Raw genomic sequence first — 23,920 nt, 5'->3', positions numbered from 1 at the left:
TGCGAGCCTAGAGCCGCAAGGCCGCCGGGCCATAGTAGTTGTAGCGCTGCTGGCGGGCGGTTGCTTCACGCAGGGCCGAAATCAGTGATTCAGCTTTATCGATGAGATCTTGGATCAGCTCGTCGTCGCGTTCCACCCACAGGTATTCGGGTACCGCGCGTACCGGCACAAAGTTTTCGTGCTCTTCCCACACGAATAATGTGCGTTCGGCACCAATCACATGCTGCTGCCAGAGCACCTGGCGCAAATAGTTCTTCGGGATCTTCTTGAATGGCTTATTGGTGGTCTTGATTTCCGCCAAGACTGGAATGCCCGATGCGTCAAAACCCAAGCCATCGGGAGTTGCTAGATGCAATTTCGAATGCTGCGAGTGGAAGAGCTGGGAGGAGGGGAAAATATTGAAATTCTCCTGGACCCACGCAGCGATAACAGGTTCGCGCTTGCGCCCGTGATCGGTGTAGGGATTACCGGAAAAGCCATTGCCGTAGAGCTTGTCCCATGCGGCATTCTTGATGGACTTCTCGGTGGATAACTTGGCTACATCCGTCGCCGTGATGCCCTGGGAACGTGCACGCAACCACTCGATGCGGTTTGAAGAGTCAGCTAAAACACGTTCGAAGCATTCATGTCGGGCGCCGGGCACAGTAATCACTTCATCTATTCTTCCCCATGGAAGGGCCAGAACCGTGCAGCCTGGGCTTGGAACTGAAGTGAGACTAGTCGCTGGCTTGTGCGATGGCGGTCAATAGCTGATTGACAGTCGGTGTTTGACTGGAGCGGAATTTCTCCGTGTCTTCCTGCAATAGCCGGATTACCGGGGTGCTGGTGATTCCCATTTCTTCGCCACGACTCACCTGGGCGACCACATTGATCTCTTCGACCTGAAGCTCGGGAAGCAATTCCTGGACGCGGGCAACGGTAAGCCGGGTGCGCATGCAAGGCGCGCAAAACGGTTGCGTATACAGTTCCAACTTCATCGGCTGCAAAATGCTCCTGCTGTGGATGTGAACAAACTACCGGCAACTGATACCGGGGGATGAGTCTGGCTGGCGGCCAAATGGAACCCTGCACTGATGCGCGCATATACCCATTGTTGAAAACATGGAGGCATGCTTGAAAATTCCCTTGGATATCCACCTATACTCGCCGCCCATGGACTCTGCCGCGCCTTTGGCTCCACCACGGCCCTGAACGGTGTCGACCTGCAGATCACGCTGGGCCAATCCCTGGCCATCATGGGACCCTCGGGTTCAGGCAAGTCCACGTTGCTGCACGCACTGGCAGGCATTGAACTGCCCGATGCAGGAAGCATCATGCTGAACCTGCCAGGACGTGCACCGGTGGACATCCAAGGACTCAAAGATAAAGCGCGAACCAGATTGCGCCGTGAATCCTTTGGCTTTGTCTTCCAATCCGGGCTGCTGATTCCAGAGCTCACCGCCCAAGAGAACGTAGCCATGGCCTTGATGATCAACGGGGTGCCGCGCGGCACTGCGATTGAACGGGCCGCAACTGCCTTGGCAGATCTGGGCTTGGCAGGCATGGAAGAACGCCGCATTGGCCAGCTCTCCGGAGGGCAGCAGCAGCGCGTGGCCATCGCCCGTGCCCAGGTGACCGGGGCGATGGTGGTCTTTGCCGATGAACCGACCGGCGCATTGGATTCAACCACAGGCTTCGAGGTACTGGAAACCTTATTGGAGTGCACCGTGGGTGCAGGGAAATCCTTGGTGATGGTGACCCATGATCCCAATGTGGCGGCACGCTGCGATCGCGTGGTGCAGCTGCAAGATGGAAAGCTGATCAGCGATAGCCCGCAGCCGTTGAACACCATGCACGGCGGTGTGCAGAAGTGAATATCCTGCACCTTTCATGGATGCTCGGCCGTCCGGCCAAATCACGGTTGGCTCCACAGGTTTTGACCGCTTGCGCCTACGCAATGGTCAGTGCGATCCTGCTGATCGTCTTGGGTGGCGCCTACTCCTTTACCAGCTTCAGCCTCGAAGCCCAGAGCATGTATCTGCCATTGGCAGCATTCGCCGTGGTACTGCTCGTGGTTCCGCTGCTGGTGCTGGGCTCAGCTGCTGCAAGGCTTTCGGCGCGCTCCAATGACCGGGCCCTGTCCTCGCTGCGGCTGCTTGGTGCCACCGGTAGGCAGATCAGCCTGGTCGCCGTGCTGCAGGCCGCAGGTACTGCGCTCGCCGGTGCACTGACCGGAGTGCTGCTGTATTTCCTGGTCGCTCCGCTTGCATCGATGCTCCGGTTCCAGGGTGCGCTCATCGGGTCGGCAATCTACCTGCCGCTGTGGATGCTGGTTATAGCAGTAGTCGCTGTCGTGCTCCTTTCTGCGGCAAGTGCAGCTGCGGGCCTGCGCAAACTGGTGATCACCCCGTTGGCGGTCGCAAGCCGTCGCCAGGTTCCCACCCCCGGCTGGTTGCGTGCGGTTATAGCCGTAGGCGGGATCGTGGTGCTGGGCTTGGTGTTTGCCAATATGGGGCAGTTCCTGCAATCAATCGCAGCGATCATTGCGGTGGTGGTTGGCGGGTTCGGATTTGGTTTGCTGATCATGAACCTGATTGGCCCGTTTCTGGTTTCCAAGGTTGGCAAGCGCAAACTGCGCAAGGCCAATACTCCGCAAGAACTCTTGTCAGCCCGCATGATCCTGGAAAGCCCTGCCGAATCCTGGCGCCAGGTTTCCGGGGTAGCCATGGCGTCCTTTGTGGCCGTGGTGGGAGGCAGCGGCGCAGCCATGATGTCAATGACCGATGATGGCCTTTCCCGCGGCACCTGGCTGGAACACGTTCCAGCCGATGTCACCACCGGCGTGCTGGTGACCTTGGCGATCAGCTTCTTCTGCGTGGCCGCCTCGGCGGCGATCTCCCAAAGTGCCAGCACCTTGGACCGTGCCGAGCTGTATCGCGGGCTGCATCGGCTGGGGATGCCGTGGGCAACGATGAACGCCGCACGGACCAAGTCGATCATGATCCCGGCATTGGCTGCCTCGATCGGGTTTGCCATTGCCTCCACGGTTCTCGTATTGCCGTTGGCCGGAGCCGCCATCATCTTCAAGCCGTTGACGGTCATCACGGTAGTTGCGTGTGTATTACTTGGCATGTTGTTGATCCGGGGCGCAATTTTGGTAGCCGATCCGCAGAAGCTGCTAGCAACTAGAGAATAAAATCTCTGGTCAACTAGCCGAAAATCCGGACCTCTTTGGTTAGGTTCACTTCAGAGTCGGTGATTAGGGACGTTCCGTGTTGCGTAATGGTGAATTTAACGCGTATTGTGGCATACGGCTCGGATAGGCATGCCTAACCTAGCCAACCGATACGTTTACAGAACCTCGCATAGTCTGGAATCACCGACCCATGAAAAATTCACGTCGCGCCGGAATCATCGCCGCTTCAACTGCCATTTTCGCGCTGAGCCTGTCCGCTTGTGGAGCGTCGAGCACCACCGCGGAGCCATCGACTGATTCTTCGGCACAGGGTGCAGAAGACTTCACTCCGGTCACCATCAAGAACATCTACGGTGAAACCAAGATTGAAGAAGCCCCAGAGCGCGTTGCGACCATCTCGTGGGTCAACGCTGATGTCCTGCTGTCGCTGGACACCGTACCTGTGGGCATGGATGCCGACACCTACGGCATGAACGATAACAACTCCACCACCTGGAAGGACGCGGCTCTTGAAGGGCTGGACGCTTCCATCGGTTCCGAGAATGCCCCAGTGCAGTACAAGGTCGGCGACGACATCGACTACACCGGCATCGCCGCCTCGAAGCCAGATGTCATCTTCGCCCCGTACTCGGGCCTGGCAAAAGAGCAATACGAGAAGCTGCAGAAAATCGCTCCGGTGGTTGGCCCCATCGAGCCTAGCTACCTGACCAGCTGGGAACAGGTCACCGAAGCTGCCGGCCAGATGCTGGGCAAGGAAGAAGAAGCTGACGCCCTGATCGAAGATATCGAAGGCAAGCTGGCCAAGGTTGGCGAGGAGAACCCAGTCCTGAAGGACACCACCTTCATCGCCGCTGACCTCTCGGCCCCTGAGACCGCCTACGTCTACTCCGAAGGCGACACCCGTCCACGCTTCCTGAGCGCACTGGGCATGACCCAGGCCGACTACGTGCAGAAGAACGCGGCCAAGGACACCTTCTACTTCACCGTTTCCCCTGAAAAGGTCAACGAGTGGGACTCGGATATCGTCTTCTCCTCGGCCGTTGCAGGCAACACGATGGAAGACATCATCAAGGGACAGCCGCTGTACGGCCAGATCCCAGCAGCGAAGAACGATGCCGTAGCACTGCCGGGCACCGATGAAGCAACCTTGGCAATCTCCTCGGCTTCGCCACTGTCCATTGAATGGGCACTGGAGAACGTCGTTCCCGGTATCGTCAAGGCTGCCGAAAACGCAGCCGCAGCAAAGTAAATTCGGCTAAGGATTCACTGACAGATAGTGCAACTGCGCTTCCAGGGAATGGGTAGCCGCGCCCGCCAGGCGCGCATCGAGGTCGGGGTAGACAAGCTCCAGCAATTCAGCTGGTCGCGCGTCGGCCCCGGCCTTGCCGAGTTTCTGCAAAGCGGCGCGAACTTGATCCAAACGCGCATGCCGATGCTCCAAATACATCCGGAGCAGCGGATGCGAGGAATCGTGCTGCTGGCCATGGGCCGGATGCAAAGCCATATCCTCCAAGTCCAGCAGCCGTTGCAAGGAACCCAGATAATCGGCCAGGGTGCCATCGGGATGTTCCAAGATGGTGGTACCCCGGCCCAGCACCGTATCTCCGGTAAACAGGTGGTCGCTTTGGCCCTGGCGGATGAAGCACACCGAGTCCGAGGTGTGGCCCGGTGTGAAGAGCACCTGGATATCCACCCCGGCAGCGTTGACCACTTCCTGATCGGTGAAGACCGCAGCATCCCGGCAGAACTCAGGCAGCACGGCGCGCACCGGCGCCCCGGTCATCCGGTAGAAGGAATCAATTCCTCCCGTGTGGTCCGAATGCCGGTGGGTAATGAGCACCAATTGGATATCAAAGGCCGCCAAGGCCTGCAAATGGTCTTCAAGATCCGGCCCCGGATCAATGAGCACCGCAGGTGTTCCGGGCGCCAGTTCATCCAAAGCAGGATCGAACAGCAGATAAGAATTAGTCCCGTCCAACGTCATTTCAGAAGGGTTCTGGGCACGCAGCAAGCCGATGCCTGGGGCGATAATGGTGGGCGAGGGAAGAAGAGCCATAGCAATGAGTGTAGGAACCAATGATCGCGACTGAAAGTGTTACGCGCCCAGCGCGGCCTGTCAAAGCACCAAAGACCAGCCGGAAGCTCAGTGCTTTTGCGCTGCTCTTCGTGCTGCTGGCCCTCGCGCTCTTCGCATCGTTGCTGCTCGGGGCGCGAAGCGTTTCGCTGGGTACCGTCTTTGATGCGATCTGGGCCTTTGACCCGGACAACGCGGACCAAGGCGTGGTGGCTTCGCGCTTTGCGCGCACCGTTGGCGCCCTGGTGGTGGGCGCTGCCCTGGGCCTGGCCGGCGCCGGATTGCAGGGACTGACCCGCAACCCGCTGGCCGATACCGGCATCCTCGGGCTGAACGCAGGTTCTTCCATGACAGTCGTGCTGGCGATCGCCTTTTTGGGCGTGAGCTCCTTGACCGGAATCATGATCGCCGCCTTCCTGGGTGCCGCGGTGGTGATGACCCTGGTGTACCTGGTGGCTAATGTGGGCCGCGACGGTGCCACCCCCATTAAGCTGGCCCTGGGCGGTGCCGCCATGGCGGTAGGCGTGGGCGCGATTACCAATGCGATCTTGATGATTTCCGATGCCACCATGGATCGATTCCGCATGTGGCAGATCGGTTCGCTCTCCAGCAGCGGCATTGACACCTTCCTCGGCGCCATCCCCGTTGTGGCCATCGGCACGGTAATCGTGCTTTCCACTGCCAAAGTTTCCAACGCCGTCTCCATGGGGGATGACACGGCAGTTGCCCTGGGCTTCAATCTTGGCCGGGCTCGGCTGATTGGTTCCATCGGCGTGGTGATCCTTGCCGGTACGGCCACCGCAGTGGTCGGCCCCATCGCCTTTGTGGGCTTGATGATCCCGCACGCTGTCCGCTTGCTTGTCGGCTCGGACTACCGCTGGCTGATGCCCGCGTGCGTCATCGCCGGACCGATTCTGCTGCTGGTAGCTGATACCGTAGGACGGATCATCGCCCCGCCTGGTGAAATCCAAGTCGGCGTCATGTGCGCCATGCTCGGCGGACCGATCTTCATCATCATGATGCGCAGCGGCATGAAGTCGGTGAGCCTGTGAGTACAAGCGAAATGGCAGCAGCCGAAATGACCCAGCCTAGCAAGACCAAAGACTCGGACAGCTCCGCGCAGGCACCGAAAGCGATCACCGCAGTGCCCCTGGCTTCGCGCCGCAAGAGCCGTACGCGGCGTACCGCGCTGTGGATGATCCTGGCCCTGCTGCTGGCCATCGCGGCCTACCTCTTCTGGGGACGGGACCGGTTGCCGGCCGATGAAGTGCTGCAGGTATTGACCGGGCAAAGCGTTCCGGGCACCAGCTTCATCATCATCGAAGACCGCCTTCCCCGGATAGCCGTAGGCGCCTTGGCCGGTGCCGGCCTGGGCATCTCCGGCTCCCTGTTCCAGCGCTGGCTGGGCAACCCGCTGGCCAGCCCCGATGTGATCGGCGTGGGCTATGGTGCCTCGGCGGCCGCAGTGCTTGCGGTGATCATCCTGGGCTATAACGACTGGAAGCTCAACGCCTTTTCCCTTGCCGGCGGTCTGCTGATCGCCGCCTTGATCTACTGGCTCTCGGCTTCAGGCAAGCGCACCGGTTCCCGGCTGATTCTCGCAGGCCTGGCCATCGGGGCCATGCTGCAGGCGCTGATCCAATACCTGCTCACCCAAGCGCAGGTGAACACCGCCAGCGACGTCATGCACTGGCTGACCGGCTCGCTGTCATCGAGCAACTGGGAGAACGCCCTGCTGCTGCTGGTGTCCCTGGGTGTTATCGGAATTCTGCTGCTGCCGGTGGTGCTACGCCAGCTGAAGATGCTGGAGCTGGGGGAGGACACCGCAGCCGCCCTGGGCTTGCACGTGGGCTGGGCCCGGGCACTGCTGGTCTTTGCCGCGGTAGCCATGGGTGCCCTGCCGATTGCCGTCACCGGGCCGCTGGCCTTCGTGGCGTTCCTGGCCGGGCCGATTACTGCGGCGCTGACCCGCGGTCCCATCAACATCCTGCTCTCGGGCTTAACCGGGGCAACGCTGGTGATCGTGGCCAATTTCTTTGCTGCGAACCTTTTCGCAGAACTGTCACTGCCGGTGGGAGTCATCACCGGCGCATTCGGCGCACCATTCCTGATCTGGATCCTGGTGCGCGCAAACTCAACTGGAAGCGGTGCATAACCATGGCTACTTTGCAGGCTAGCGATTTGACCTTGGCCTATGACAAGGTCACCATCGTCGACGAGCTGTCACTGGATATCCCCACCGGGCAGGTGAGCATCGTCGTCGGCGCCAACGGCTGCGGCAAGTCCACCTTGCTGCGCGCCTTGTCGCGGCTGCTCAAGCCAGCTGGCGGCCAGGTGCTGCTGGACGGAGCCGATATCCATTCCAGGCCGGCCAAGCAAGTTGCCAAGACCCTGGGCTTGCTGCCGCAGTCGCCCACCGCACCGGATGGCATCACCGCCCGTGAGCTGATCAGCCGTGGCCGCTACCCGCATCAGGGACTGTTCAAGCGTTTCTCCGCCGAGGACGAGGCGGCGGTGAACCGCGCCATGGAGCTGACCGGAACCACCGAGCTGGCCGAACGCTCGGTCGATGAGCTCTCCGGCGGCCAGCGCCAGCGTGTCTGGATCGCCATGGCGCTGGCCCAGGAAACCGATTTGCTGCTGCTGGACGAGCCGACCACATTCTTGGACGTGGCGCACCAGCTTGAAGTGCTCGATGTGGTCAGTGAATTGAACCGCAGCCGCGGAATCACCGTGGTGATCGTGTTGCATGATTTGAACTTGGCGGCGCGCTACGCCGATTACCTGGTGGCCTTGCGCCACGGCAAGATCTACGCCGCCGGACATCCCAATGAAGTGGTCACCGAGAAGACCGTCAAGGATGTTTTCGGCATGCCAAGCCGCGTGATCCCGGACCCGGTGGGCGGCACCCCGCTGGTTCTGCCCATCGGCCGCCACCGCGTGCTGCGCACCGAACAGGTGCTGGCCTCCAAGGGCATCTTCCGTGCCGAGCCTGCGCGGAAGAACGCCGAAGCCGCGCAGGTAGTCGATGTGCAGCAGGCGATGCAGGCCGCCGCCGAACTGGATCCGAACACCACGCGCCCTGCCTTTGAGCATGTGCCGACGCTGGCCTTCGAGACTACCGTGGTCAACAGCCAGCAGCTGGCACCATCCTTCCGCCGCGTTACTGTCAGCGGCCATGATCTGGAGTACTTTGGCACCAACAGCCATCCGCTGGATATGCGCATTAAGCTGCTGTTGCCACCGGCTGGCGGCTCTGCGCTCACCGAAGAAATCGAATCGATGCGTCCGCTGGCGATGACCAGCCCGGCCGAGCAGCAGGGCTGGTACAAGCGCTGGCTATCGATTGATCCAGATACGCGCGGCTACATGCGCACCTACACCGTGCGTGCCTTCCGTGAAGCCGGCCACCGGGACAACATCGGAGCCACCCCCGAACTGGATATCGACTTCGTGATGCACGGCCACATGGTTGACGGGCAGCTTCAGGGCGGTCCGGCCACCGAATTCGGCGACCGCGCCAAGGTGGGCGACCCGCTGTTGCTGCTGGGGCCAAATAAGATGCTCAACGATTCCAGCTACGGCGGCATCGAGTTCCGCCGCGGGGATGCCACTCGCGTGCTGCTGGCTGGCGATGAGACTGCGGCCCCGGCCATTTGCGCGATCCTCGAAGCCCTGCCGTCGAATGTCACCGGCCATGCACTGATTGAAGTTCCGGAGACCACCGACATCCTCGGTGCGTCCACCCGTTCGGGTGTTTCGGTGCAGTGGCTGACCCGTGGCAGCCACGAGCACGGCGAATTGCTGCTTTCGACGCTGCGCCAGGTCGTGGCCATTCCAGCTGCCGGCGTGGTGCATACCAATGCCGAGCCGGAAGATATCGACGTTGATGCCGACATCCTGTGGGAAACCGGCCAGGCGAACACCGCTCCGTTCTATGCGTGGATTGCTGGCGAGGCCGGCACGGTCAAGGAAATGCGCCGCTATTTGGTGCGCGATGCTGGTGTGGACCGCAAGCAGGTTGCCTTCATGGGCTACTGGCGTCGCGGCAAGACCGAAAACTAGCGGCCTTCGGGCCGAGGGCGGTTTCTAGCTGTCCTTGGCCGGCTGCTTGCAGCCGGCGCGAATTGGGCGTGGGTTCTCCCGGTCCAAGATCCCCAGTAGGCGGGTCAGCTCGGCGCGTTCCTCGGTGCCCAGCTTGTCAAAGTAGCCTTCCATGCTGGAACGGCGCAGTTCGGCCAATTCGCCCAGCTGCGCCCGCCCGGTAGGGCTCAACGCAATCAAGGTAGCCCGGCGATCGGCAGGATCGGGGGTGCGCACCACCAGTGACTTGGCCTCAAGCTGATCGACTACCTCGGTGGTCGAGCGTGCTGCGATGTGCAGTTGTTCGGCCAGCTGCGAGTTGCGCAGCCCAACTTCGTCGGCGCGGGACAGCAAAGTCAGCACCCGGGACTGGTGCGGCGTGATCCCCAGGGGAATCAAACTGTCTCTCCAGCGCCCGCGAAGCATGCGCGAGGCGCGGAGGAAAAGATCTGCCAAGTCAGGCTTGGACTCGTCGTTCTGCATATGTTCAAGGATAGTGTGTTTCTGCGAACAACTTCAAGATGCGACCACATAGTGAGGTAACCTCTGCTATTCTTGATTTACAAGAATCAGCGAAAGGCGGTGCCTATGAATCCAATGGGTATGCCCGGCGGCGGGCCCGGTTCAGGCCGGAACTCTGCACAAGACAAGCAATGGCTATCCGAACATCCGGTATCCCTGAAGCGTATTGCAGCACTCTTCCGGCCGCATCTGGCCTCGGTCGGCGTGGTGATGGCGCTGATCGTGGCCTCATCGATCATCGGCTTGGCGCAACCGTTTATCGTCCGCGAACTCATTGATGACGCCATCCCCAATAACAACGTCCGGTTGCTGCTTTTGGGTGCCGGGGGATTGGTGCTGATCTCCTTGGTCACCGCGATTCTGGAAGTCATCCAGACCTGGCGGGCAACCTTGATGGGCCAGCGCGTGATGCATGGATTGCGCACCGGTCTGTTCAGGCATCTGCAAAAGCAGTCCTTAGGATTCTTCACCAACTCGCGCTCCGGAGACGTGCAGTCTCGACTGATCAACGACGTCGGGCAAATGCAGTCGGTGATCACCAATTCGGCAACCAGTATTGCCTCGAATCTCACCACCGTGGTGGCCACCGCCTGCGCCATGGTGGCGATTTCCTGGAAGCTGAGCCTGATCTCATTGGTAGTACTGCCTCCTGCGGTACTGCTGGCAAAGCAGACGGCAAAACTGCGCCGTGCAGTGACCGGAAAGCGCCAGCGAGAGATGTCCAACCTGACTTCCTTGATCGAAGAGCGGTTGAGTATCTCAGGTGTCCGCTTGGCCAAGATCATGGGCACCGGAAGCGCCGACGCGGCGGCCTTTGAGGATTCCAGCCACAAGCTCATAGACCTGGAAATGAAAAGTGCATTGGCCGGTCGCTGGCGGATGGCAACCATGAGCATCATCTTCGCCGCTATCCCTGCGGTGCTGTACCTTGTCGCTGGCCTGCCGGCCACCGGACAAGGAATGAGCATCGGCACCCTGGTGGCCTTTACCGGGTTGCAAGCCGGCATCTTCCGGCCGGTGATGGGCATGATGCAGATTTCCGTCCAATGGGTTTCTGCCATGGCCCTGTTCAGCCGAGTCTTTGAATATCTCGACACGGACCAGGCGCTGCCTGTCGCGCCGCGGCCGCGCGCCATTGATGCTGAAAACCTGCGTGGTGAAGTGCAGCTGCGCGATGTCAGTTTCCGCTACCCCGAAGCACACCGCGCCACCTTGGACCAATTGGACCTCGTGCTGGAGGCCGGAACCATGACCGCGGTTGTCGGAGCGACCGGGTCGGGTAAATCCACGCTCGGATCACTGCTGCCCCGGCTATTGGATCCCACTAGCGGGCAGATCTTGCTTGACGGGGTAGACCTGAAGGAATTTGATCCTGAAAGCATCGCCCAGGTGGTCTCCGTGGTCGCCCAAGAAAGTTACCTGCTGCATGCCTCGGTGCGCGAGAACCTCTTGTGGGCCGCGCCGACGGCAACTGAAGCTGAACTCTGGCAGGCGCTGGAAGCCGCGCAAATTGCGGAGTTGGTTCGCGGTCTGCCGCAGGGGCTGGAGACCCAGGTCGGGCAGCGCGGCCACCGGTTCTCCGGCGGTGAGCAACAGCGTTTGGCCATTGCCCGCACCATGCTGCGCAAGCCCAAGGTCCTGGTTCTGGACGAAGCTACCAGCGCATTGGATACGGTGACCGAAGCGCTAGTCCAGCAAGCGCTGGATGAACTTGCCGTGGGGCGCACTACCTTGCTGATCGCGCACCGCTTGAGTACCGTGATGCGAGCTGATCGCATCGTGGTGCTCGAAGATGGCCGGATTGCCGAATCGGGAACATATGACGAATTGCTCCAGCTAGGTGGACGCTTCGCCCAGCTGGTATCAAGAAACGAAATGGCTCAACGGGCCAGCTAGCACGAGCCGTCTTTCAGACCCTGCTGTTCCAGAGAAGCCAGGATCTTGGGCAGTGCGGATTCCAACGCCGAGCGTTCGGTTTTATTCAGCGAGTCAAAGAAGGCTTCACGCACGAAGCTGACATGCGCAGGCGCGGCTTCCTCCACGGTCGTCCGGCCCTGGGCAGTCAAGGTAATCTGGTGACCACGGCGGTCAGTCTCATCTGCGCAACGGCTGATCAGACCCTTGGACTCCATTCGGCGCAGCAGGTGGGAGAGCCGTGAGCGATCCCAGCGCAGTGCGGTGGCGACATCGGCCGGGCGCAAGCTTGGTTCAGTGCTTTCTGAAAGTACGGCAAGCACGGAATATTCTCCGGATAGCATATTTGAATCGCGCAGCAGCTGGCGATCCATGGCACTTGGAAACTGCCAGAGGAACTCGCGTATGGTCCGCCAGAGTTCCTGCTCAGCATCGGTGAGCCAGCGGGTCTCTTCGCTCTTCATTTTCTTCCTCGCCGTCGGTGCTCCAAGATGGAGCAAGAAATATTGTTGACGCATCAATCATCTCGTGTATAGTTGAATTTTGCAAGAGATAGTGACGTGTCAGCTAAAAATTGGTCGCATGGTTTCAAGGAATGCGGCCTGCTGGAGAACGCGCCGACTGGCAATGCATAAAGCAGAGCACCTGCACGGCATCCATTCGGAACTGCAGATCGCCCGCCTCCAGATCTCCGGCCTCAGCCCGCAGGTCAAAGGCTAGGCATTTCGATGCGCACATTCGGTTGAAAATGGAGGAGAGCTGGAAAACAGCTGTCGGCCATTTCCTTACCCGATCAACTGTCATAGTCTCGATGTGAGTGGTTTATGCACGGGACTTCAAATTCTTTGGAAGGAATGCGATGAGTCAGGAATATTCAACCAAGGGCGCCTACGTCACGGGCGGAGAATTCACCCGAGATACCAACTACATCCAAGACCGCATCGTGGCCGACATTAGCGCCGAGCACTATGGGGACGGGAATTGCCACAGCAAAATCGGACACCCCAATGCCGGGCTATCCGAAGGCGCCCAGCTCTGGCCGGTGGAAGCAGGGCGCTACCATCTGGTGGCCGCCCGCGCCTGCCCATGGGCTAACCGCACCCTGATTGTTCGCCGTCTTCTGGGTTTGGAAGATGCGCTGTCCGTTGGCCTGCCCGGGCCAACCCACGACGCCCGCAGCTGGACCTTCGACCTGGATCCAGGAGGCAAGGACCCGGTTTTGGGTACCGAGCGAGTGCAGGAAAACTATTTCAAGCGCTTTGCCGACTACCCGCGCGGCATCACCGTCCCGGCCATCGTAGATATTCCAACAGGAGCTGTGGTCACGAACGACTACCCGCAGATCACCTGGGACATGTCGACGCAGTGGAAGGAATTCCATCGTGAAGGCGCACCGAACCTGATTCCCCAGGACCAGCTCGAAGAGATGCTTCCGCTGATCAAGCGCATCTTCACCGAGGTGAATAACGGGGTCTACCGGGCAGGTTTCGCCGGAGACCAGCAGGCCTACAACGATGCCTATGACCGCCTATTTGCCGCCTTGGATTACCTCGAAGAGCGGCTGGCGACCCGCCGCTTCCTGATGGGCGACTACATTACCGAGGCCGACGTCAGGCTGTTCACCACGCTGGTGCGTTTCGACCCGGTCTACCATGGCCATTTCAAGGCCAACCGCAACAAGCTCATCGACATGCCAAACCTCTGGGGCTACGCACGGGACTTGTTCCAAACCCCAGGTTTCGGCGACACCATCGACTTTGAGCAGATCAAGGCCCACTACTACGTGGTCCATGAAGACATCAACCCAACGCAGATCATCCCCAAGGGACCGGAGCTGGGCAACTGGCTCGAAGCTACCGGCCGCGAAGAACTGGCCGACACCGGCCCGTTCCTAGACGGCACGGCACCGGACGAAGTTCGTGCCGAAGAGCGCGTCCAAAGCGGGCATAACCCGCTATACCCGGCCTAGGCTGCCGAAAACTTCAGCACATCGGCTGCGGGCACCAACATGGAGTTGATGCCCGCAGTCGTTTGCGTCTATTCGAAATCGAAGCCTTGGGCTTCGCAGGCCTTCTGGAAGGCCTCCAAGTCGGTGATCTTCGGTGCACCGGATTCATCGGTGGCTACCGCAGCGCTGATCTCGGTGGTGGAGGCCGCAGCGCCATGGTCGGCGGCCTTCTTCATGTTCAAGGCCCCGGCGCCTTCAGGGCTGATCAAGCCGCCGCCGAAGTGGATGCATGCGGTATGGCCTTCTGGATCCTGCTCGCGCAGCTCATCGATCGAAGGGCCAGCGCAGGAGCAAAGGGCCAAAGCTAGTACGGCCAGTAGCGGCAGAATCTTTTTCACCACTCAATCCTAGGCGTAGTTCAGCAAAGAACCTGTGATTCATCAAGCAAACAATGGATGACGACATGACCGGGGGCGTGAAAGCATGCGTGGCCATCGACATGGCAGGATTAAACTATGACGATCATTGCAGCTGCGGATGGATCAGCCCTAGGAAACCCCGGACCAGCCGGATGGGCTTGGTACGTGGATCAGGACAACTGGGCCGCAGGCGGGTGGGACCATGGCACCAACAACATGGGCGAACTCCAAGCGGTGCTCGAACTCTTCCGCGCCACAGAACACCTGCCGGAAGAAGAACTGAAGATCCTGTGCGATTCGCAGTATGCGATCAACTGCATCAGCAAATGGATGCCGGGATGGAAGAAAAAGGGCTGGAAAAAGGCCGACGGCAAGCCGGTACTGAACCAGGACATCCTCGAGGAACTCGACCAGGCTATCGCCGGACGCAAATACACCTTTGAATGGGTCAAGGGCCATGCCGGCCATGACCTGAACGAAGCTGCCGATGATCACGCACGTGCAGCTGCCACCGCGCACCAGAAAGGCACCGCGGTCGAGTCCGGCCCGGGATACACCGCCGCTGGTGGTGCAGCTGCTTCCAGTGCGCCGGCCGCGGCTGAAGCAGTGGCCGCACCCGAGGCAGAACCTGTCCCCGCACCTGAACCCGCCGTGGACCTTGCCGCCACCGTCTACGAGCTGGAACAAGGCTTCTTGGACCCGCAGATCCGTTCCAGCTTCGCGGAACTCAACGACTTCCTGCATCCCGGCTACCAAGAAGTGACCCGCCACGGAGGGCTGCTGGATGTGGCCACGGTCCGTGCCATGCTGGAATGCGGAGCGAGCCTGCCCGGCACCGGACAAGTCCAGGTCCTCGCCGCTCGTGAAGTGGACGCGCAGATGGTGCTGCTGGCCTATCGGATGAAACCGGCCGATGCTCCGGTGCTTGTGGTTTCGTCGTGGTGGCAGCGCACCGATGGCGGTCTCAAGCTCCGTTTCCGCCAAGAAACCGTCGAGCAAAACTCCTAAGAACAGCTGTTAACGCAGTGAGGCCCGCCAATTGTCGGTCCTCACTGCGTTAACAGCTGGGGATCAGTACTGACCAGGACGGGTCTCGATGACACCCTTCTTGTAGTTGATCCGGTTGATCAACCAGGTCACTGCCCACAGGGCTACGCCGATGACCAGCAGCAGGCCGGCAATCTCATACTGGATCCAGTCTTCGCGGGAACGGGCCCATGGGCCTGCAAGGAACAGGCAGAAGCCCACGCCGAGGATCGGGATGATCGTTGGCGTGCGGAACGCACCAGGTTCAGGCTTGTCGCGGCGGAGCACCAGCAGGGCCACATTGACTACCGCGAAAACGCAGAGCAGCAGCAGCGCGGTGGTGCCGCCCAGCGAACCGACAATGCTGTTCTCCTTGTCCAGGTTCACATAAGCCACCAGTGCCACGGCCAGAACGGTGCTGAACAAGATCGCTGCCCATGGGGAACGACGAGTCGAGTGCACCTTGCCCAGGAATTGCGGCAGCACGCCCTGGCGGGCCATGCCGTACAGCAGGCGGCTGGCCATGAGCATGTTCATCAGCGCGGTGTTGACCACTGCGAAGACGGTCAAGAATGGGAAGATCGCGTCAACTGGCAAGCCGGGCAGGCCAATGCGCACCACATCCAGCAGGATGCCGGCATCAGGGTTCTTCGGGTTCAGCAGGTCACCGGTCGGGATCACCATGATCACGGTGACTGCCACCAGCATGTAGATCGCTGCGCAGATGCCCAAGCCGATGAGCATGATCCTCGGGAAAGTTTTCTTGGGATCCTTGGTTTCTTCCACCAGGTTCACCGAGTCTTCGAAGCCCACCATGGCGAAGAAGGCAATGGCGGTACCCATGGTCACTGCGGCGAAGATGCTGCGGTCGTTCGGGGTTTCGAAGACCACCAGACGGGAAATATCTCCGTGGCCGGAGGCGATGACAGACAGTCCGATACCGATAATCGCAGCCATGATGGCCAGCGAAACAATGGTCAGCACGAGGTTGAACTTCACGCTCTCGCCCACGCCGCGGAAGTTGATGATCGCAAGAATCACGATGATGGCGATCGCTGCCCACATGCCGGCCTCGGGAGTGTTCGGCACGCCCTCAACAAATTGGCCGATGCCAATCAGCAGGTTCCGCCCCACCAAGGTGGCTGAGGTCGCGGCACTGGTAATACCCGAACAGGCGACGGTGAAGGCCACCAGGAACGTCACGAAGTGGATGCCGAAAGCCTTGTGGATGTACAGGGCGGCACCGGCAGCGTGCGGGTATTTGGTGACCAGTTCGAGGTAGCTGAAAGCGGTAAGGGTCGCGATCGTGAAAGCGATCAGGAACGGCAACCATGCGGCCCCACCAACCTGGCCGGCAACCTTGCCGGTGATGGCGAAAATGCCGGCACCGATGATATCGCCCATGATGAGGAATAGCAGCAGTTTCGGGCCAATCACCCTGTGGAGTTCTGTTTCTTTGCCGTCGGTTACGGCCGTTTCACTGTTCACAGTCATGCGATCGAGATCATCTCCTTCAATTTTGTAGGCAAACATTACAACTTTAGGGTCAGCGATTGAACTGGGCAAACCAGGCTCCGGGCTGGCTCACAGAGGCGTGGGATGAGCGGTCACCTGCCGTCGATGAGTGGGGGAAAAGCGCTGATTGTGTGAGCTGACGTACCTGTGCGCTTAGTATCGAATCAGCGTGTAGAACCCTGAGCGAATACGATCAAAGCGACTAGGGTTAGTTGAAGAGAGACAAGCACTTTAAGGATTTTGATGCAATCGGTGATCACTGAAGATTTCGCGCCCCTGGCACAGGCCCTGGAAGCACGAGCCGCTGAAGAAGAGAATTATTCGGCGCAGCTGGCCATTTACCACCGCGGTGAACTGGTGCTCAGCCACAGCGTAGGCGAGCACCTGGCCGGGGATGCGCTGACCTGCGTCTTCTCCTGCACCAAGGGATTGAGCGCGCTCGTCGTGGCGCTGCTGGTGCAAGACGGCCTGATCGACCCGAAGGCCTCGATGGCCACCTACTGGCCGGAATTCGCCGCCAACGGCAAGGGCCAGCTCACTGTCGGTGAAGTGCTCAGCCACCAGGCCGGAGTCTTGGGCGTGCCCGGGGGAGTGCCAAGCAAGATCCTGCTGAACTCCGCCGAATACGCCAAGGTCCTGGCTTCCATGCCAAGCATCTGGCCCTTGGGCCAGAACATCGTGGGCTATCACGCCATCACCATGGGCGTGCTCATGGAAGAACTGGTGCGACGGGTCACCGGCAAGGAACTGAAGGAAGTCTTCGAAGAGCGCATTCGCAAGCCGCTGGGTGCCGACGCCTATATCGGCCAGGACCCAGCGCTGGAACCGCGCTACCGCGACGTGCTGCCGGCAGCGGAAGAACGCTCGGAATTCTTCGACCCGTTCTCCCCGGCTGGCCTCGCAGTGAACTCGGCTTCCGGCTTCGCACTGGAATCCGGTCCGGTCTACAACTGGCACGAACTGGCCAACTCTCCGCAGGTGCGCCAGGTGGGACCGGCATCCATGGGTGCGGTAGCCAATGCCCAGTCGCTGGCCGCCATCTACGCGGCCTCCTTCGGGGCAGTACCTCAGCTGGGCGTGAGCAAGGGATTGCTCTCCGAGGACACCTGGTCCCAGGTTTCCACCGAATTGGTCTACGGGCATGACCGGACCAGCGGCCTGCTGCAGGCCTTCGCGCTGGGGTTCATGAAGGCCACCGCCCGGAACAACTACGGATCGATCTTCGCCTACGGCCATGATGGTGCGAACTCCTCGCTGGCCTTTGCCGACCCGGCCTACCAGCTGGGATTCGGCTACATCCCATCGCGCAATGAAGGCCTGAAGGAAACTTCCACGGGAGTGAAGCTCAGCCAGCTGGCCCGCCAGCTGATCATGCAGAAGAACATGAAGGCCTAGGCTGCAGGCAGCAACGCGTAGCCCGGATACCGAGTAGAAACCAAGCAGGAGTGAAGTGAAGAAGTTTGTGGCACTAGGTGACTCGTTCACCGAGGGCGTTGGCGACGTTGATTCAACCCGACCTAATCAGATGCGCGGCTGGGCAGACCGGGTCGCCGAGGTGCTCTGCGCCGAAGGGGATTGGGAATATGCCAACCTGGCGGTGCGCGGCAAGAAAATTGGCCAGGTGATCAACCAGCAGCTGGACCAGGCGCTGGCACTGTCCCCGGATCTGGTCACCATTTACGCCGGAGGCAATGACATCCTGCGCCCCAAGGCAGACCTGGATGCGCTGATGCGCGGCTATGAAGGCATGGTGCGCCGATTTGCCGAAGCAGGGAGCAAGATCGTGCTGTTCACCGGTTTCGACACCGTGGAATCGCCATTGTTCTCCAAGACCCGTCCGCGCACTGCCATCTACAACGAGAAGGTCCGTGAAATCGCGGATCAGCACGGGGCGGTCATCGCTGACTACTGGCGTTGGCGCGAGTTCTCGGATATCCGCTACTGGGCGGTTGACCGGCTGCACATGAACGAGCTGGGCCATGCGCTGATGGCCGCCAAGGTTCTCGAGGTCCTCGGCACCCAGGGCATTACCGATGAAAACTGGTCTTCGAAGATCCAGCAGCCTTCCTTGCCGGACTTTGCGGTGAACTCCCGTGGCGAGAAGCTGAAGCAGGAATTGGGCTGGGCCAAAGAACATTTAGCTCCGTGGGTTAAACGCCGTTTAACCGGTACGTCTTCGGGTGATTCCTTGTCAGCGAAATATCCTGATTACATCCGATTAACCGTCGACGCAAACTAAATACATTTATGACTTTTCCTGGCGCTGCTCCTGTTTGACCTTCGGAGCGGGGCAGGTAACATGGTTGTGTCCTGCAGGTCTCCGACCCGCAGCACACGCCACAGACGGATGGCGGGAGAGTCCCGTTCACACCATGGACGGGCGCCGTAGGAGCAATTCCTCCCCAGGAAACTCTCAGGCACCCGTACCGCCATCACGAGGCAACTCTGGAAAGAAACCGGCCCGTTCCGGTTCACCGAAGGTGCAAGTGTCCGGCTTAGTTTGCTGGATGCGTAAAACTCTCAGGTTATGCAACAGGGATGGGGAGGTAAAAAGACCTTCCTTTGGCATGCGCCAAGACAGATCCCATGGAGATACCAGCACCATGACCATCACGCAGACTTCGGCACCTTCGAATACTGAATTTGTTGCCCGCCACATCGGCCCGCGTCCATCGGACGTAACCACCATGCTTCAGACTCTGGGCTATGACAGCCTCGAAGCGCTGATCGATACTGCCGTTCCGGCTGACATCCGCCAGGAATCCGCACTGGATATCCCCAATGCCCTGACTGAAACCGAAGCACTGGCCCACCTGCGTGCGCTTGCCTCGAAGAACGTCATAAAGACCCAGATGATCGGTCAGGGCTTCTACGACACCATCACCCCAGCGGTTATCCGTCGCAACATCGTGGAAAACCCAGCCTGGTACACCGCATACACCCCGTACCAGCCAGAAATCTCCCAGGGCCGCCTTGAAGCCCTGCTGAACTTCCAGACCATGGTCATGGACCTGACCGGCTTGCCAATCGCCAACGCCTCGCTGCTGGATGAATCCTCCGCCGCAGCCGAAGCCGTGCTGATGATGCGACGCGCCAACAAGAAGAAGTCCAAGGGCAAGACCGTCTTGGACTCCAACATCTTCCCGCAGACCCTGAAGGTCGTGCAGGGCCGTGCCGACGCACTGGGCTTCGAAGTTGAAATCGCCGACCTCTCCGCAGGCCTGCCAGAAGGCGACATCTCCGGTGTCGTGCTGCAGCAGCCAGGCAACAACGGCTCGATCGCCGACCACGCTGCGATCATCGCAGCGGCCAAGGAATCCGGCGCCATGGTCACCGTCATCGCCGACCTGTTGGCTCTGACCATGATCACCCCTCCGGGTGAGCAGGGTGCAGATATCGCCGTGGGCAACACCCAGCGCTTCGGCGTGCCGCTGTTCTTCGGCGGTCCGCACGCAGCCTACATGGCAGTAGCTGATGGCCTGACCCGCTCCATGCCAGGACGCCTGGTGGGCGTTTCGGTGGACGATGCCGGAGTCCCTGCCTACCGCCTGGCACTGCAGACCCGCGAACAGCACATCCGCCGCGAAAAGGCGACCTCCAACATCTGCACCGCACAGGCCCTGCTAGCCATTTGCGCATCGATGTACGCGGTCTACCACGGCCCAGCCGGCCTGAAGCAGATCGCAACCCGCGCCCATAACCACGCTCGCGTGATCGCCAGCTCGCTGGTAGCCGCCGGCTTCACCCTGGCTTCGGATTCCTTCTTCGACACCGTTGTGGTGAACGTGGAGAACGCCGACGCCATTGTCGCCAAGGCCATCGAGTCGGGCATCAACCTGCGCAAGGTCAACGACACCCAGGTGGGCATCTCCACCGATGAGGCCACCACCAGCGCCATCGTCAAGTCCCTGCTTGAGGTCTTCGGCGCGCAGCTCTCGGCTCCTGAAGGATTCGAGATCCCCGCCGGCCAGGTCCGCACCAGCGACTACATGACCCACCCGATCTTCAACACCATTTCCTCGGAAACCCAGATGATGCGCTACCTGCGCCGCCTCTCGGACCGCGACCTGGCGTTGGACCGCACCATGATCCCACTGGGCTCGTGCACCATGAAGCTGAACTCGGCTGCCGAGATGGAATCCATCACCTGGCCTGAATTCGCTTCGATCCACCCTTACGCACCTGCAGCGCAGACCGAGGGCTGGCGCGAGCTGATCACCGACCTGGAAGGCCGCCTGACCGCCATCACCGGCTACGCCGGCGTTTCGATTCAGCCAAACGCGGGCTCGCAGGGCGAGTACGCAGGCCTGCTGGCCATCTCGGATTACCACCGTTCGCGCGGCGAAGGCCAGCGCGATTTGTGCCTGATCCCGGCTTCGGCCCACGGCACCAACGCCGCTTCGGCAGTACTTGCCGGCATGCGCGTGGTTGTTGTGAAGACTGCTGCCGATGGCACCATCGACGCCAATGACCTGGATGCCAAGATCGAGGCCAACAAGGACGTCCTTGCGGCCATCATGATCACCTACCCATCCACCCACGGCGTCTACGATGCCGATGTGCGCGAGGTCTGCGACAAGGTCCACGCTGCCGGCGGACAGGTATACATCGACGGCGCGAACATGAACGCCATGGTCGGACTGGCCCAGCCAGGCAAGTTCGGCGGCGACGTATCGCACCTGAACCTGCACAAGACCTTCTGCATCCCGCACGGCGGCGGCGGCCCGGGCGTTGGCCCGATCGGCGTCGGCGAGCACCTGCTGCCATTCCTGCCAGGCGATGCCTCGGGCACCTACACCGAGCGTGACGGCGTGCCAGTTGTGGCTACCGCCTTCGGCTCGGCCGGCGTCCTGCCGATCTCCTGGGCCTACATCGCGATGATGGGCGGGGACGGGCTGACCGAAGCCACCAAGCATGCGATCCTGAACGCCAACTACATCGCCAAGCGCCTGAACGAGCACTTCCCGATCCTGTTCACCGGCAATAAGGGCCTGGTAGCCCACGAGTGCATCCTGGATCTGCGCGAACTGACCGCCAAGACCGGGGTCACCGCTGAGGATGTCGCCAAGCGCCTGATCGACTTCGGCTTCCACGCACCAACCCTGTCCTTCCCGGTAGCAGGTACCTTGATGGTCGAGCCGACCGAATCCGAGGACCTGGGCGAGATCGAGCGCTTCATCGAAGCGATGATCACCATCCGCCAGGAAATGGACGAGGTCCTCTCCGGTGCCTACAGCATCGAAGAATCCCCATTGCGCAACGCACCGCACACAGTTTCCGCAGTGGTCAACAGCAACTGGGACCGCAAGTACTCCGTCGAGCAGGCTGCCTTCCCGGTACCAGCGTTGAAGTTTGACAAGTACTTCCCAACCGTGGGCCGCATCGACGGCGCCGGTGGCGACCGCAACCTGATCTGCTCCTGCCCGGCTCCTGAAGCCTTCGAAGACTAAGGAAGAGTTAGAGATGACTGAGACTACCCAAGCACTCAAGCACACCGCACTGCACGCGCAGCACGAAGAGCTCAGCGCCAACTTCACCGACTTCGGCGGCTGGGACATGCCACTGAAGTACGGTTCGGAACTGGCCGAGCACAAGGCAGTACGCTCCACCGCCGGCCTGTTCGACCTCTCGCACATGGGCGAGGTCTACCTGACCGGTCCAGAAGCCGGCAAGGCGCTGAACACCGCGCTGGCAGGCAACCTGAACGTGATGAAGGTCGGCAAGGCTAAGTACTCGCTGATCCTGAACGCCGAAGGCAAGATCATTGATGATCTGATCGTCTACCGCCTCGAAGAGGAAAAGTTCCTCGTGGTTCCAAACGCCGGCAACGCTCCAGTGGTTGCAGCCGAACTGGCTGCCCGCGCCGCCGGCTTCGACGTGGTCGTTGACGACGCCTCGGATCGCCAGTCGCTGATCGCAGTCCAGGGACCAAACGCTGAAGCGATCCTGAAGAACCTGTCTGCCGACGAAGCCACCGTCCAGGCCGTGACCGAGCTGAAATATTACGCAGCTGTGAACGTAGTGCTTGGCGGCATCAACGTGCTGCTCGCCCGCACCGGCTACACCGGCGAAGACGGCTTCGAGCTGATCATCGAAAACGAAGATGCAGCAGCCATGTGGGAGAAGACCGTTGAAGCCGGCAAGGACCACGAGCTGGTTCCTTGCGGCCTGGCTTCCCGCGACTCGCTGCGCCTGGAAGCGGGCATGCCGCTGTACGGCAACGAGCTCTCACTGGAACGCACCCCGTTCGATGCGGGATTCGGCCCGGTTGTCTCCTTCAAGAAGGAAGAGAACTTCGTCGGACGAGAGGCACTTGAAGCCCTGCGCGGTGCCACCCCGGCACGCAAGCTAGTTGGCCTCAAGGGCCTGGGCAAGCGCGCTGGACGCGGAGGTTACGCGATTGTTAAAGATGGCGCGACCATTGGTGAAATCACCTCCGGCCAGCCATCGCCAACCCTGGGCTACCCAGTAGCACTGGGTTATGTCGATGCCGAATTCGGTGAAGTTGGTACCGAGCTAGAAGTAGATCTTCGTGGTAAGACTTTGCCTTTTGTCGTCGTCGAACTGCCGTTCTACACCCGAGCCAAGTAACGTTAAACATCAGTAGGGCCAAGCTGAAGGCCCGCTAAATTCCCTTGGGAGAGGAAATACCGTGAGTAAAGTTCTTTCGTCATTGCGCTACTCGGCTGAGCACGAGTGGATCGATGCAGCATCGCCAGCAAAGGTCGGCATCACCCAGGTTGCCGCAGACGCCCTGGGCGACGTGGTCTACGTAGACCTGCCAGAGGTTGGCGACACCGTAACCGCAGGCGAGACCTGTGGCGAAGTTGAATCGACCAAGTCGGTTTCCGACCTGTACTCGCCCGTGACCGGCACCATTGTTGCCATCAACGACGAGGCAGTAGATAACCCAGCCATCCTGAACGAAGACCCATACGGCGCCGGCTGGCTGTTCACCGTTGAGGTCGCCGAAGAAGGACCGCTGCTCTCGGCAGCCGACTACGCTAGCACGAACGGTGGAAACGTCGAGTAATGAGCAACCAGACTTTTGAATCCGTTGCAGCAGCATCGCTGACTCAGTCGCTGGCTTCGCTGGACCCGGAGGTGGCGCAGCGTATCGACGCTGAGCTGGCTCGCCAGCAGCGCGGTCTGGAAATGATCGCGTCGGAGAACCACACCGCGCAGGCAGTGATGCAGGCGCAGGGTTCGGTACTGACCAACAAGTACGCCGAAGGCTACCCGGG

21 protein-coding genes, 1 pseudogene and 1 riboswitch are annotated in these 23,920 nt (G+C 60.5%); of the genes and pseudogenes, 15 read left to right on the top strand and 7 right to left on the bottom strand.

Features of this window, described 5'->3' with window-relative positions; all coding sequences use genetic code 11:
- Positions 1-7 precede the first annotated feature (7 nt).
- Both AB4Y71_RS15300 and AB4Y71_RS15295 read right to left on the bottom strand, forming a co-directional pair.
- On the bottom strand, positions 8-652 hold the full coding sequence (locus AB4Y71_RS15300) for a YqaJ viral recombinase family protein (RefSeq protein WP_441721642.1): 645 nt from the start codon (positions 650-652) through the stop codon (positions 8-10).
- A gap of 64 nt (positions 653-716) precedes the next feature.
- Entirely contained in the window at positions 717-935 is a 219-nt protein-coding gene (locus tag AB4Y71_RS15295) for a thioredoxin (RefSeq protein WP_102597238.1), read from the bottom strand.
- Between the two features lie 174 nt (positions 936-1,109).
- Here AB4Y71_RS15295 and AB4Y71_RS15290 point away from each other — a divergent pair, with 174 nt between their 5' ends.
- The 3 genes from AB4Y71_RS15290 to AB4Y71_RS15280 all read left to right on the top strand — a co-directional run bounded on the left by AB4Y71_RS15290 (position 1,110) and on the right by AB4Y71_RS15280 (position 4,424).
- Positions 1,110-1,853, top strand: coding sequence for an ABC transporter ATP-binding protein (locus AB4Y71_RS15290; RefSeq protein ID WP_441721640.1), 744 nt, complete (start codon positions 1,110-1,112; stop codon positions 1,851-1,853).
- Complete coding sequence (locus tag AB4Y71_RS15285) at positions 1,850-3,175, top strand: FtsX-like permease family protein (protein ID WP_441721637.1); 1,326 nt, start codon at positions 1,850-1,852, stop codon at positions 3,173-3,175. Before AB4Y71_RS15290 ends, AB4Y71_RS15285 begins: the two co-directional genes overlap by 4 nt.
- A 190-nt stretch (positions 3,176-3,365) precedes the next feature.
- Entirely contained in the window at positions 3,366-4,424 is a 1,059-nt protein-coding gene (locus AB4Y71_RS15280) for an ABC transporter substrate-binding protein (RefSeq protein WP_417367094.1), read from the top strand.
- Between the two features lie 6 nt (positions 4,425-4,430).
- Here AB4Y71_RS15280 and AB4Y71_RS15275 read toward each other — a convergent pair whose 3' ends face one another.
- Entirely contained in the window at positions 4,431-5,231 is an 801-nt protein-coding gene (locus tag AB4Y71_RS15275; RefSeq protein WP_013349965.1) for an MBL fold metallo-hydrolase, read from the bottom strand.
- 20 nt (positions 5,232-5,251) lie between these two features.
- Between AB4Y71_RS15275 and AB4Y71_RS15270 the strand changes: the two genes are divergently transcribed.
- From AB4Y71_RS15270 to AB4Y71_RS15260, 3 genes are read left to right on the top strand one after another with little or no spacing between them, the layout of a single operon-like run.
- Positions 5,252-6,301: a FecCD family ABC transporter permease gene (locus AB4Y71_RS15270; RefSeq protein WP_441721632.1), complete on the top strand. Its 1,050-nt coding sequence runs from the start codon at positions 5,252-5,254 to the stop codon at positions 6,299-6,301.
- Entirely contained in the window at positions 6,298-7,404 is a 1,107-nt protein-coding gene (locus AB4Y71_RS15265) for a FecCD family ABC transporter permease (protein ID WP_441676799.1), read from the top strand. The genes AB4Y71_RS15270 and AB4Y71_RS15265 overlap by 4 nt, the downstream gene beginning before the upstream one ends.
- 2 nt (positions 7,405-7,406) lie before the next feature.
- The gene (locus tag AB4Y71_RS15260; RefSeq protein WP_441721629.1) at positions 7,407-9,314 is read left to right on the top strand and encodes an SIP domain-containing protein; all 1,908 of its coding nucleotides are present in this window, start codon (positions 7,407-7,409) and stop codon (positions 9,312-9,314) included.
- 24 nt (positions 9,315-9,338) lie between these two features.
- On the opposite strand, the gene AB4Y71_RS15255 is transcribed toward AB4Y71_RS15260, so the two are convergent.
- Entirely contained in the window at positions 9,339-9,815 is a 477-nt protein-coding gene (locus AB4Y71_RS15255) for a MarR family winged helix-turn-helix transcriptional regulator (RefSeq protein ID WP_417367100.1), read from the bottom strand.
- 105 nt (positions 9,816-9,920) lie between these two features.
- On the opposite strand from AB4Y71_RS15255, the gene AB4Y71_RS15250 reads away from it, so the two are divergent.
- Complete coding sequence (locus AB4Y71_RS15250) at positions 9,921-11,750, top strand: ABC transporter ATP-binding protein (RefSeq protein ID WP_441721626.1); 1,830 nt, start codon at positions 9,921-9,923, stop codon at positions 11,748-11,750.
- On the opposite strand, the gene AB4Y71_RS15245 is transcribed toward AB4Y71_RS15250, so the two are convergent.
- Positions 11,747-12,232: a MarR family winged helix-turn-helix transcriptional regulator gene (locus tag AB4Y71_RS15245; protein ID WP_013349959.1), complete on the bottom strand. Its 486-nt coding sequence runs from the start codon at positions 12,230-12,232 to the stop codon at positions 11,747-11,749. The two genes, AB4Y71_RS15250 and AB4Y71_RS15245, sit on opposite strands and share 4 nt — an antisense overlap.
- A gap of 395 nt (positions 12,233-12,627) precedes the next feature.
- Between AB4Y71_RS15245 and AB4Y71_RS15240 the strand changes: the two genes are divergently transcribed.
- Positions 12,628-13,737, top strand: a complete 1,110-nt coding sequence (locus tag AB4Y71_RS15240) for a glutathione S-transferase family protein (protein ID WP_441721623.1) — start codon at positions 12,628-12,630, stop codon at positions 13,735-13,737.
- A gap of 68 nt (positions 13,738-13,805) precedes the next feature.
- Here the strand turns inward: AB4Y71_RS15240 and AB4Y71_RS15235 are convergent, their stop codons facing one another.
- Positions 13,806-14,114, bottom strand: a complete 309-nt coding sequence (locus AB4Y71_RS15235; protein ID WP_134779568.1) for a hypothetical protein — start codon at positions 14,112-14,114, stop codon at positions 13,806-13,808.
- A gap of 117 nt (positions 14,115-14,231) precedes the next feature.
- On the opposite strand from AB4Y71_RS15235, the gene AB4Y71_RS15230 reads away from it, so the two are divergent.
- Positions 14,232-15,143, top strand: coding sequence for an RNase H family protein (locus AB4Y71_RS15230; protein ID WP_441721620.1), 912 nt, complete (start codon positions 14,232-14,234; stop codon positions 15,141-15,143).
- A 63-nt stretch (positions 15,144-15,206) separates the two neighbouring features.
- Here AB4Y71_RS15230 and AB4Y71_RS15225 read toward each other — a convergent pair whose 3' ends face one another.
- Positions 15,207-16,655, bottom strand: coding sequence for an APC family permease (locus AB4Y71_RS15225; protein ID WP_041650050.1), 1,449 nt, complete (start codon positions 16,653-16,655; stop codon positions 15,207-15,209).
- Positions 16,656-16,928: 273 nt separating this feature from the next.
- Here AB4Y71_RS15225 and AB4Y71_RS15220 point away from each other — a divergent pair, with 273 nt between their 5' ends.
- From AB4Y71_RS15220 to AB4Y71_RS15195, 6 genes and pseudogenes are all read left to right on the top strand, one after another.
- On the top strand, positions 16,929-18,071 hold the full coding sequence (locus AB4Y71_RS15220; RefSeq protein WP_441721618.1) for a serine hydrolase domain-containing protein: 1,143 nt from the start codon (positions 16,929-16,931) through the stop codon (positions 18,069-18,071).
- Between the two features lie 55 nt (positions 18,072-18,126).
- Complete coding sequence (locus tag AB4Y71_RS15215; protein WP_417367116.1) at positions 18,127-18,915, top strand: SGNH/GDSL hydrolase family protein; 789 nt, start codon at positions 18,127-18,129, stop codon at positions 18,913-18,915.
- Positions 18,916-19,017: 102 nt separating this feature from the next.
- Positions 19,018-19,115, top strand: a riboswitch (glycine riboswitch).
- Between the two features lie 164 nt (positions 19,116-19,279).
- Positions 19,280-22,126, top strand: coding sequence for an aminomethyl-transferring glycine dehydrogenase (gcvP, locus tag AB4Y71_RS15210; RefSeq protein ID WP_441721616.1), 2,847 nt, complete (start codon positions 19,280-19,282; stop codon positions 22,124-22,126).
- Positions 22,127-22,139: 13 nt separating this feature from the next.
- Positions 22,140-23,267, top strand: coding sequence for a glycine cleavage system aminomethyltransferase GcvT (gene gcvT / locus AB4Y71_RS15205; RefSeq protein WP_441721614.1), 1,128 nt, complete (start codon positions 22,140-22,142; stop codon positions 23,265-23,267).
- 61 nt (positions 23,268-23,328) lie between these two features.
- Entirely contained in the window at positions 23,329-23,709 is a 381-nt protein-coding gene (gcvH, locus tag AB4Y71_RS15200) for a glycine cleavage system protein GcvH (protein WP_013349949.1), read from the top strand.
- Positions 23,709-23,920 (top strand): annotated as a pseudogene (locus tag AB4Y71_RS15195) (serine hydroxymethyltransferase); the annotation flags it as partial. The gene gcvH and the pseudogene AB4Y71_RS15195, both read left to right, overlap by 1 nt.

Source organism: Glutamicibacter sp. MCAF14 (assembly GCF_052114325.1).
In the GTDB taxonomy this organism is placed as follows: Bacteria; Actinomycetota; Actinomycetes; order Actinomycetales; family Micrococcaceae; genus Glutamicibacter; species Glutamicibacter arilaitensis.
The sequence above is the reverse complement of the archived record's forward strand: the minus strand, read 5'-3'. Positions and strand labels throughout refer to the sequence as shown.

Coding starts and splice junctions, on each gene's coding strand:
- AB4Y71_RS15295 (WP_102597238.1), bottom strand. CDS start 935: ATGCGCACCCGGCTTACCGTTGCCCGCGTCCAGGAATTGCTTCCCGAG.
- AB4Y71_RS15290 (WP_441721640.1), top strand. CDS start 1,110: ATGCTTGAAAATTCCCTTGGATATCCACCTATACTCGCCGCCCATGGA.
- AB4Y71_RS15280 (WP_417367094.1), top strand. CDS start 3,366: ATGAAAAATTCACGTCGCGCCGGAATCATCGCCGCTTCAACTGCCATT.
- AB4Y71_RS15275 (WP_013349965.1), bottom strand. CDS start 5,231: ATGGCTCTTCTTCCCTCGCCCACCATTATCGCCCCAGGCATCGGCTTG.
- AB4Y71_RS15270 (WP_441721632.1), top strand. CDS start 5,252: ATGATCGCGACTGAAAGTGTTACGCGCCCAGCGCGGCCTGTCAAAGCA.
- AB4Y71_RS15260 (WP_441721629.1), top strand. CDS start 7,407: ATGGCTACTTTGCAGGCTAGCGATTTGACCTTGGCCTATGACAAGGTC.
- AB4Y71_RS15255 (WP_417367100.1), bottom strand. CDS start 9,815: ATGCAGAACGACGAGTCCAAGCCTGACTTGGCAGATCTTTTCCTCCGC.
- AB4Y71_RS15250 (WP_441721626.1), top strand. CDS start 9,921: ATGAATCCAATGGGTATGCCCGGCGGCGGGCCCGGTTCAGGCCGGAAC.
- AB4Y71_RS15245 (WP_013349959.1), bottom strand. CDS start 12,232: ATGAAGAGCGAAGAGACCCGCTGGCTCACCGATGCTGAGCAGGAACTC.
- AB4Y71_RS15240 (WP_441721623.1), top strand. CDS start 12,628: ATGAGTCAGGAATATTCAACCAAGGGCGCCTACGTCACGGGCGGAGAA.
- AB4Y71_RS15230 (WP_441721620.1), top strand. CDS start 14,232: ATGACGATCATTGCAGCTGCGGATGGATCAGCCCTAGGAAACCCCGGA.
- AB4Y71_RS15225 (WP_041650050.1), bottom strand. CDS start 16,655: ATGACTGTGAACAGTGAAACGGCCGTAACCGACGGCAAAGAAACAGAA.
- gcvP (WP_441721616.1), top strand. CDS start 19,280: ATGACCATCACGCAGACTTCGGCACCTTCGAATACTGAATTTGTTGCC.
- gcvT (WP_441721614.1), top strand. CDS start 22,140: ATGACTGAGACTACCCAAGCACTCAAGCACACCGCACTGCACGCGCAG.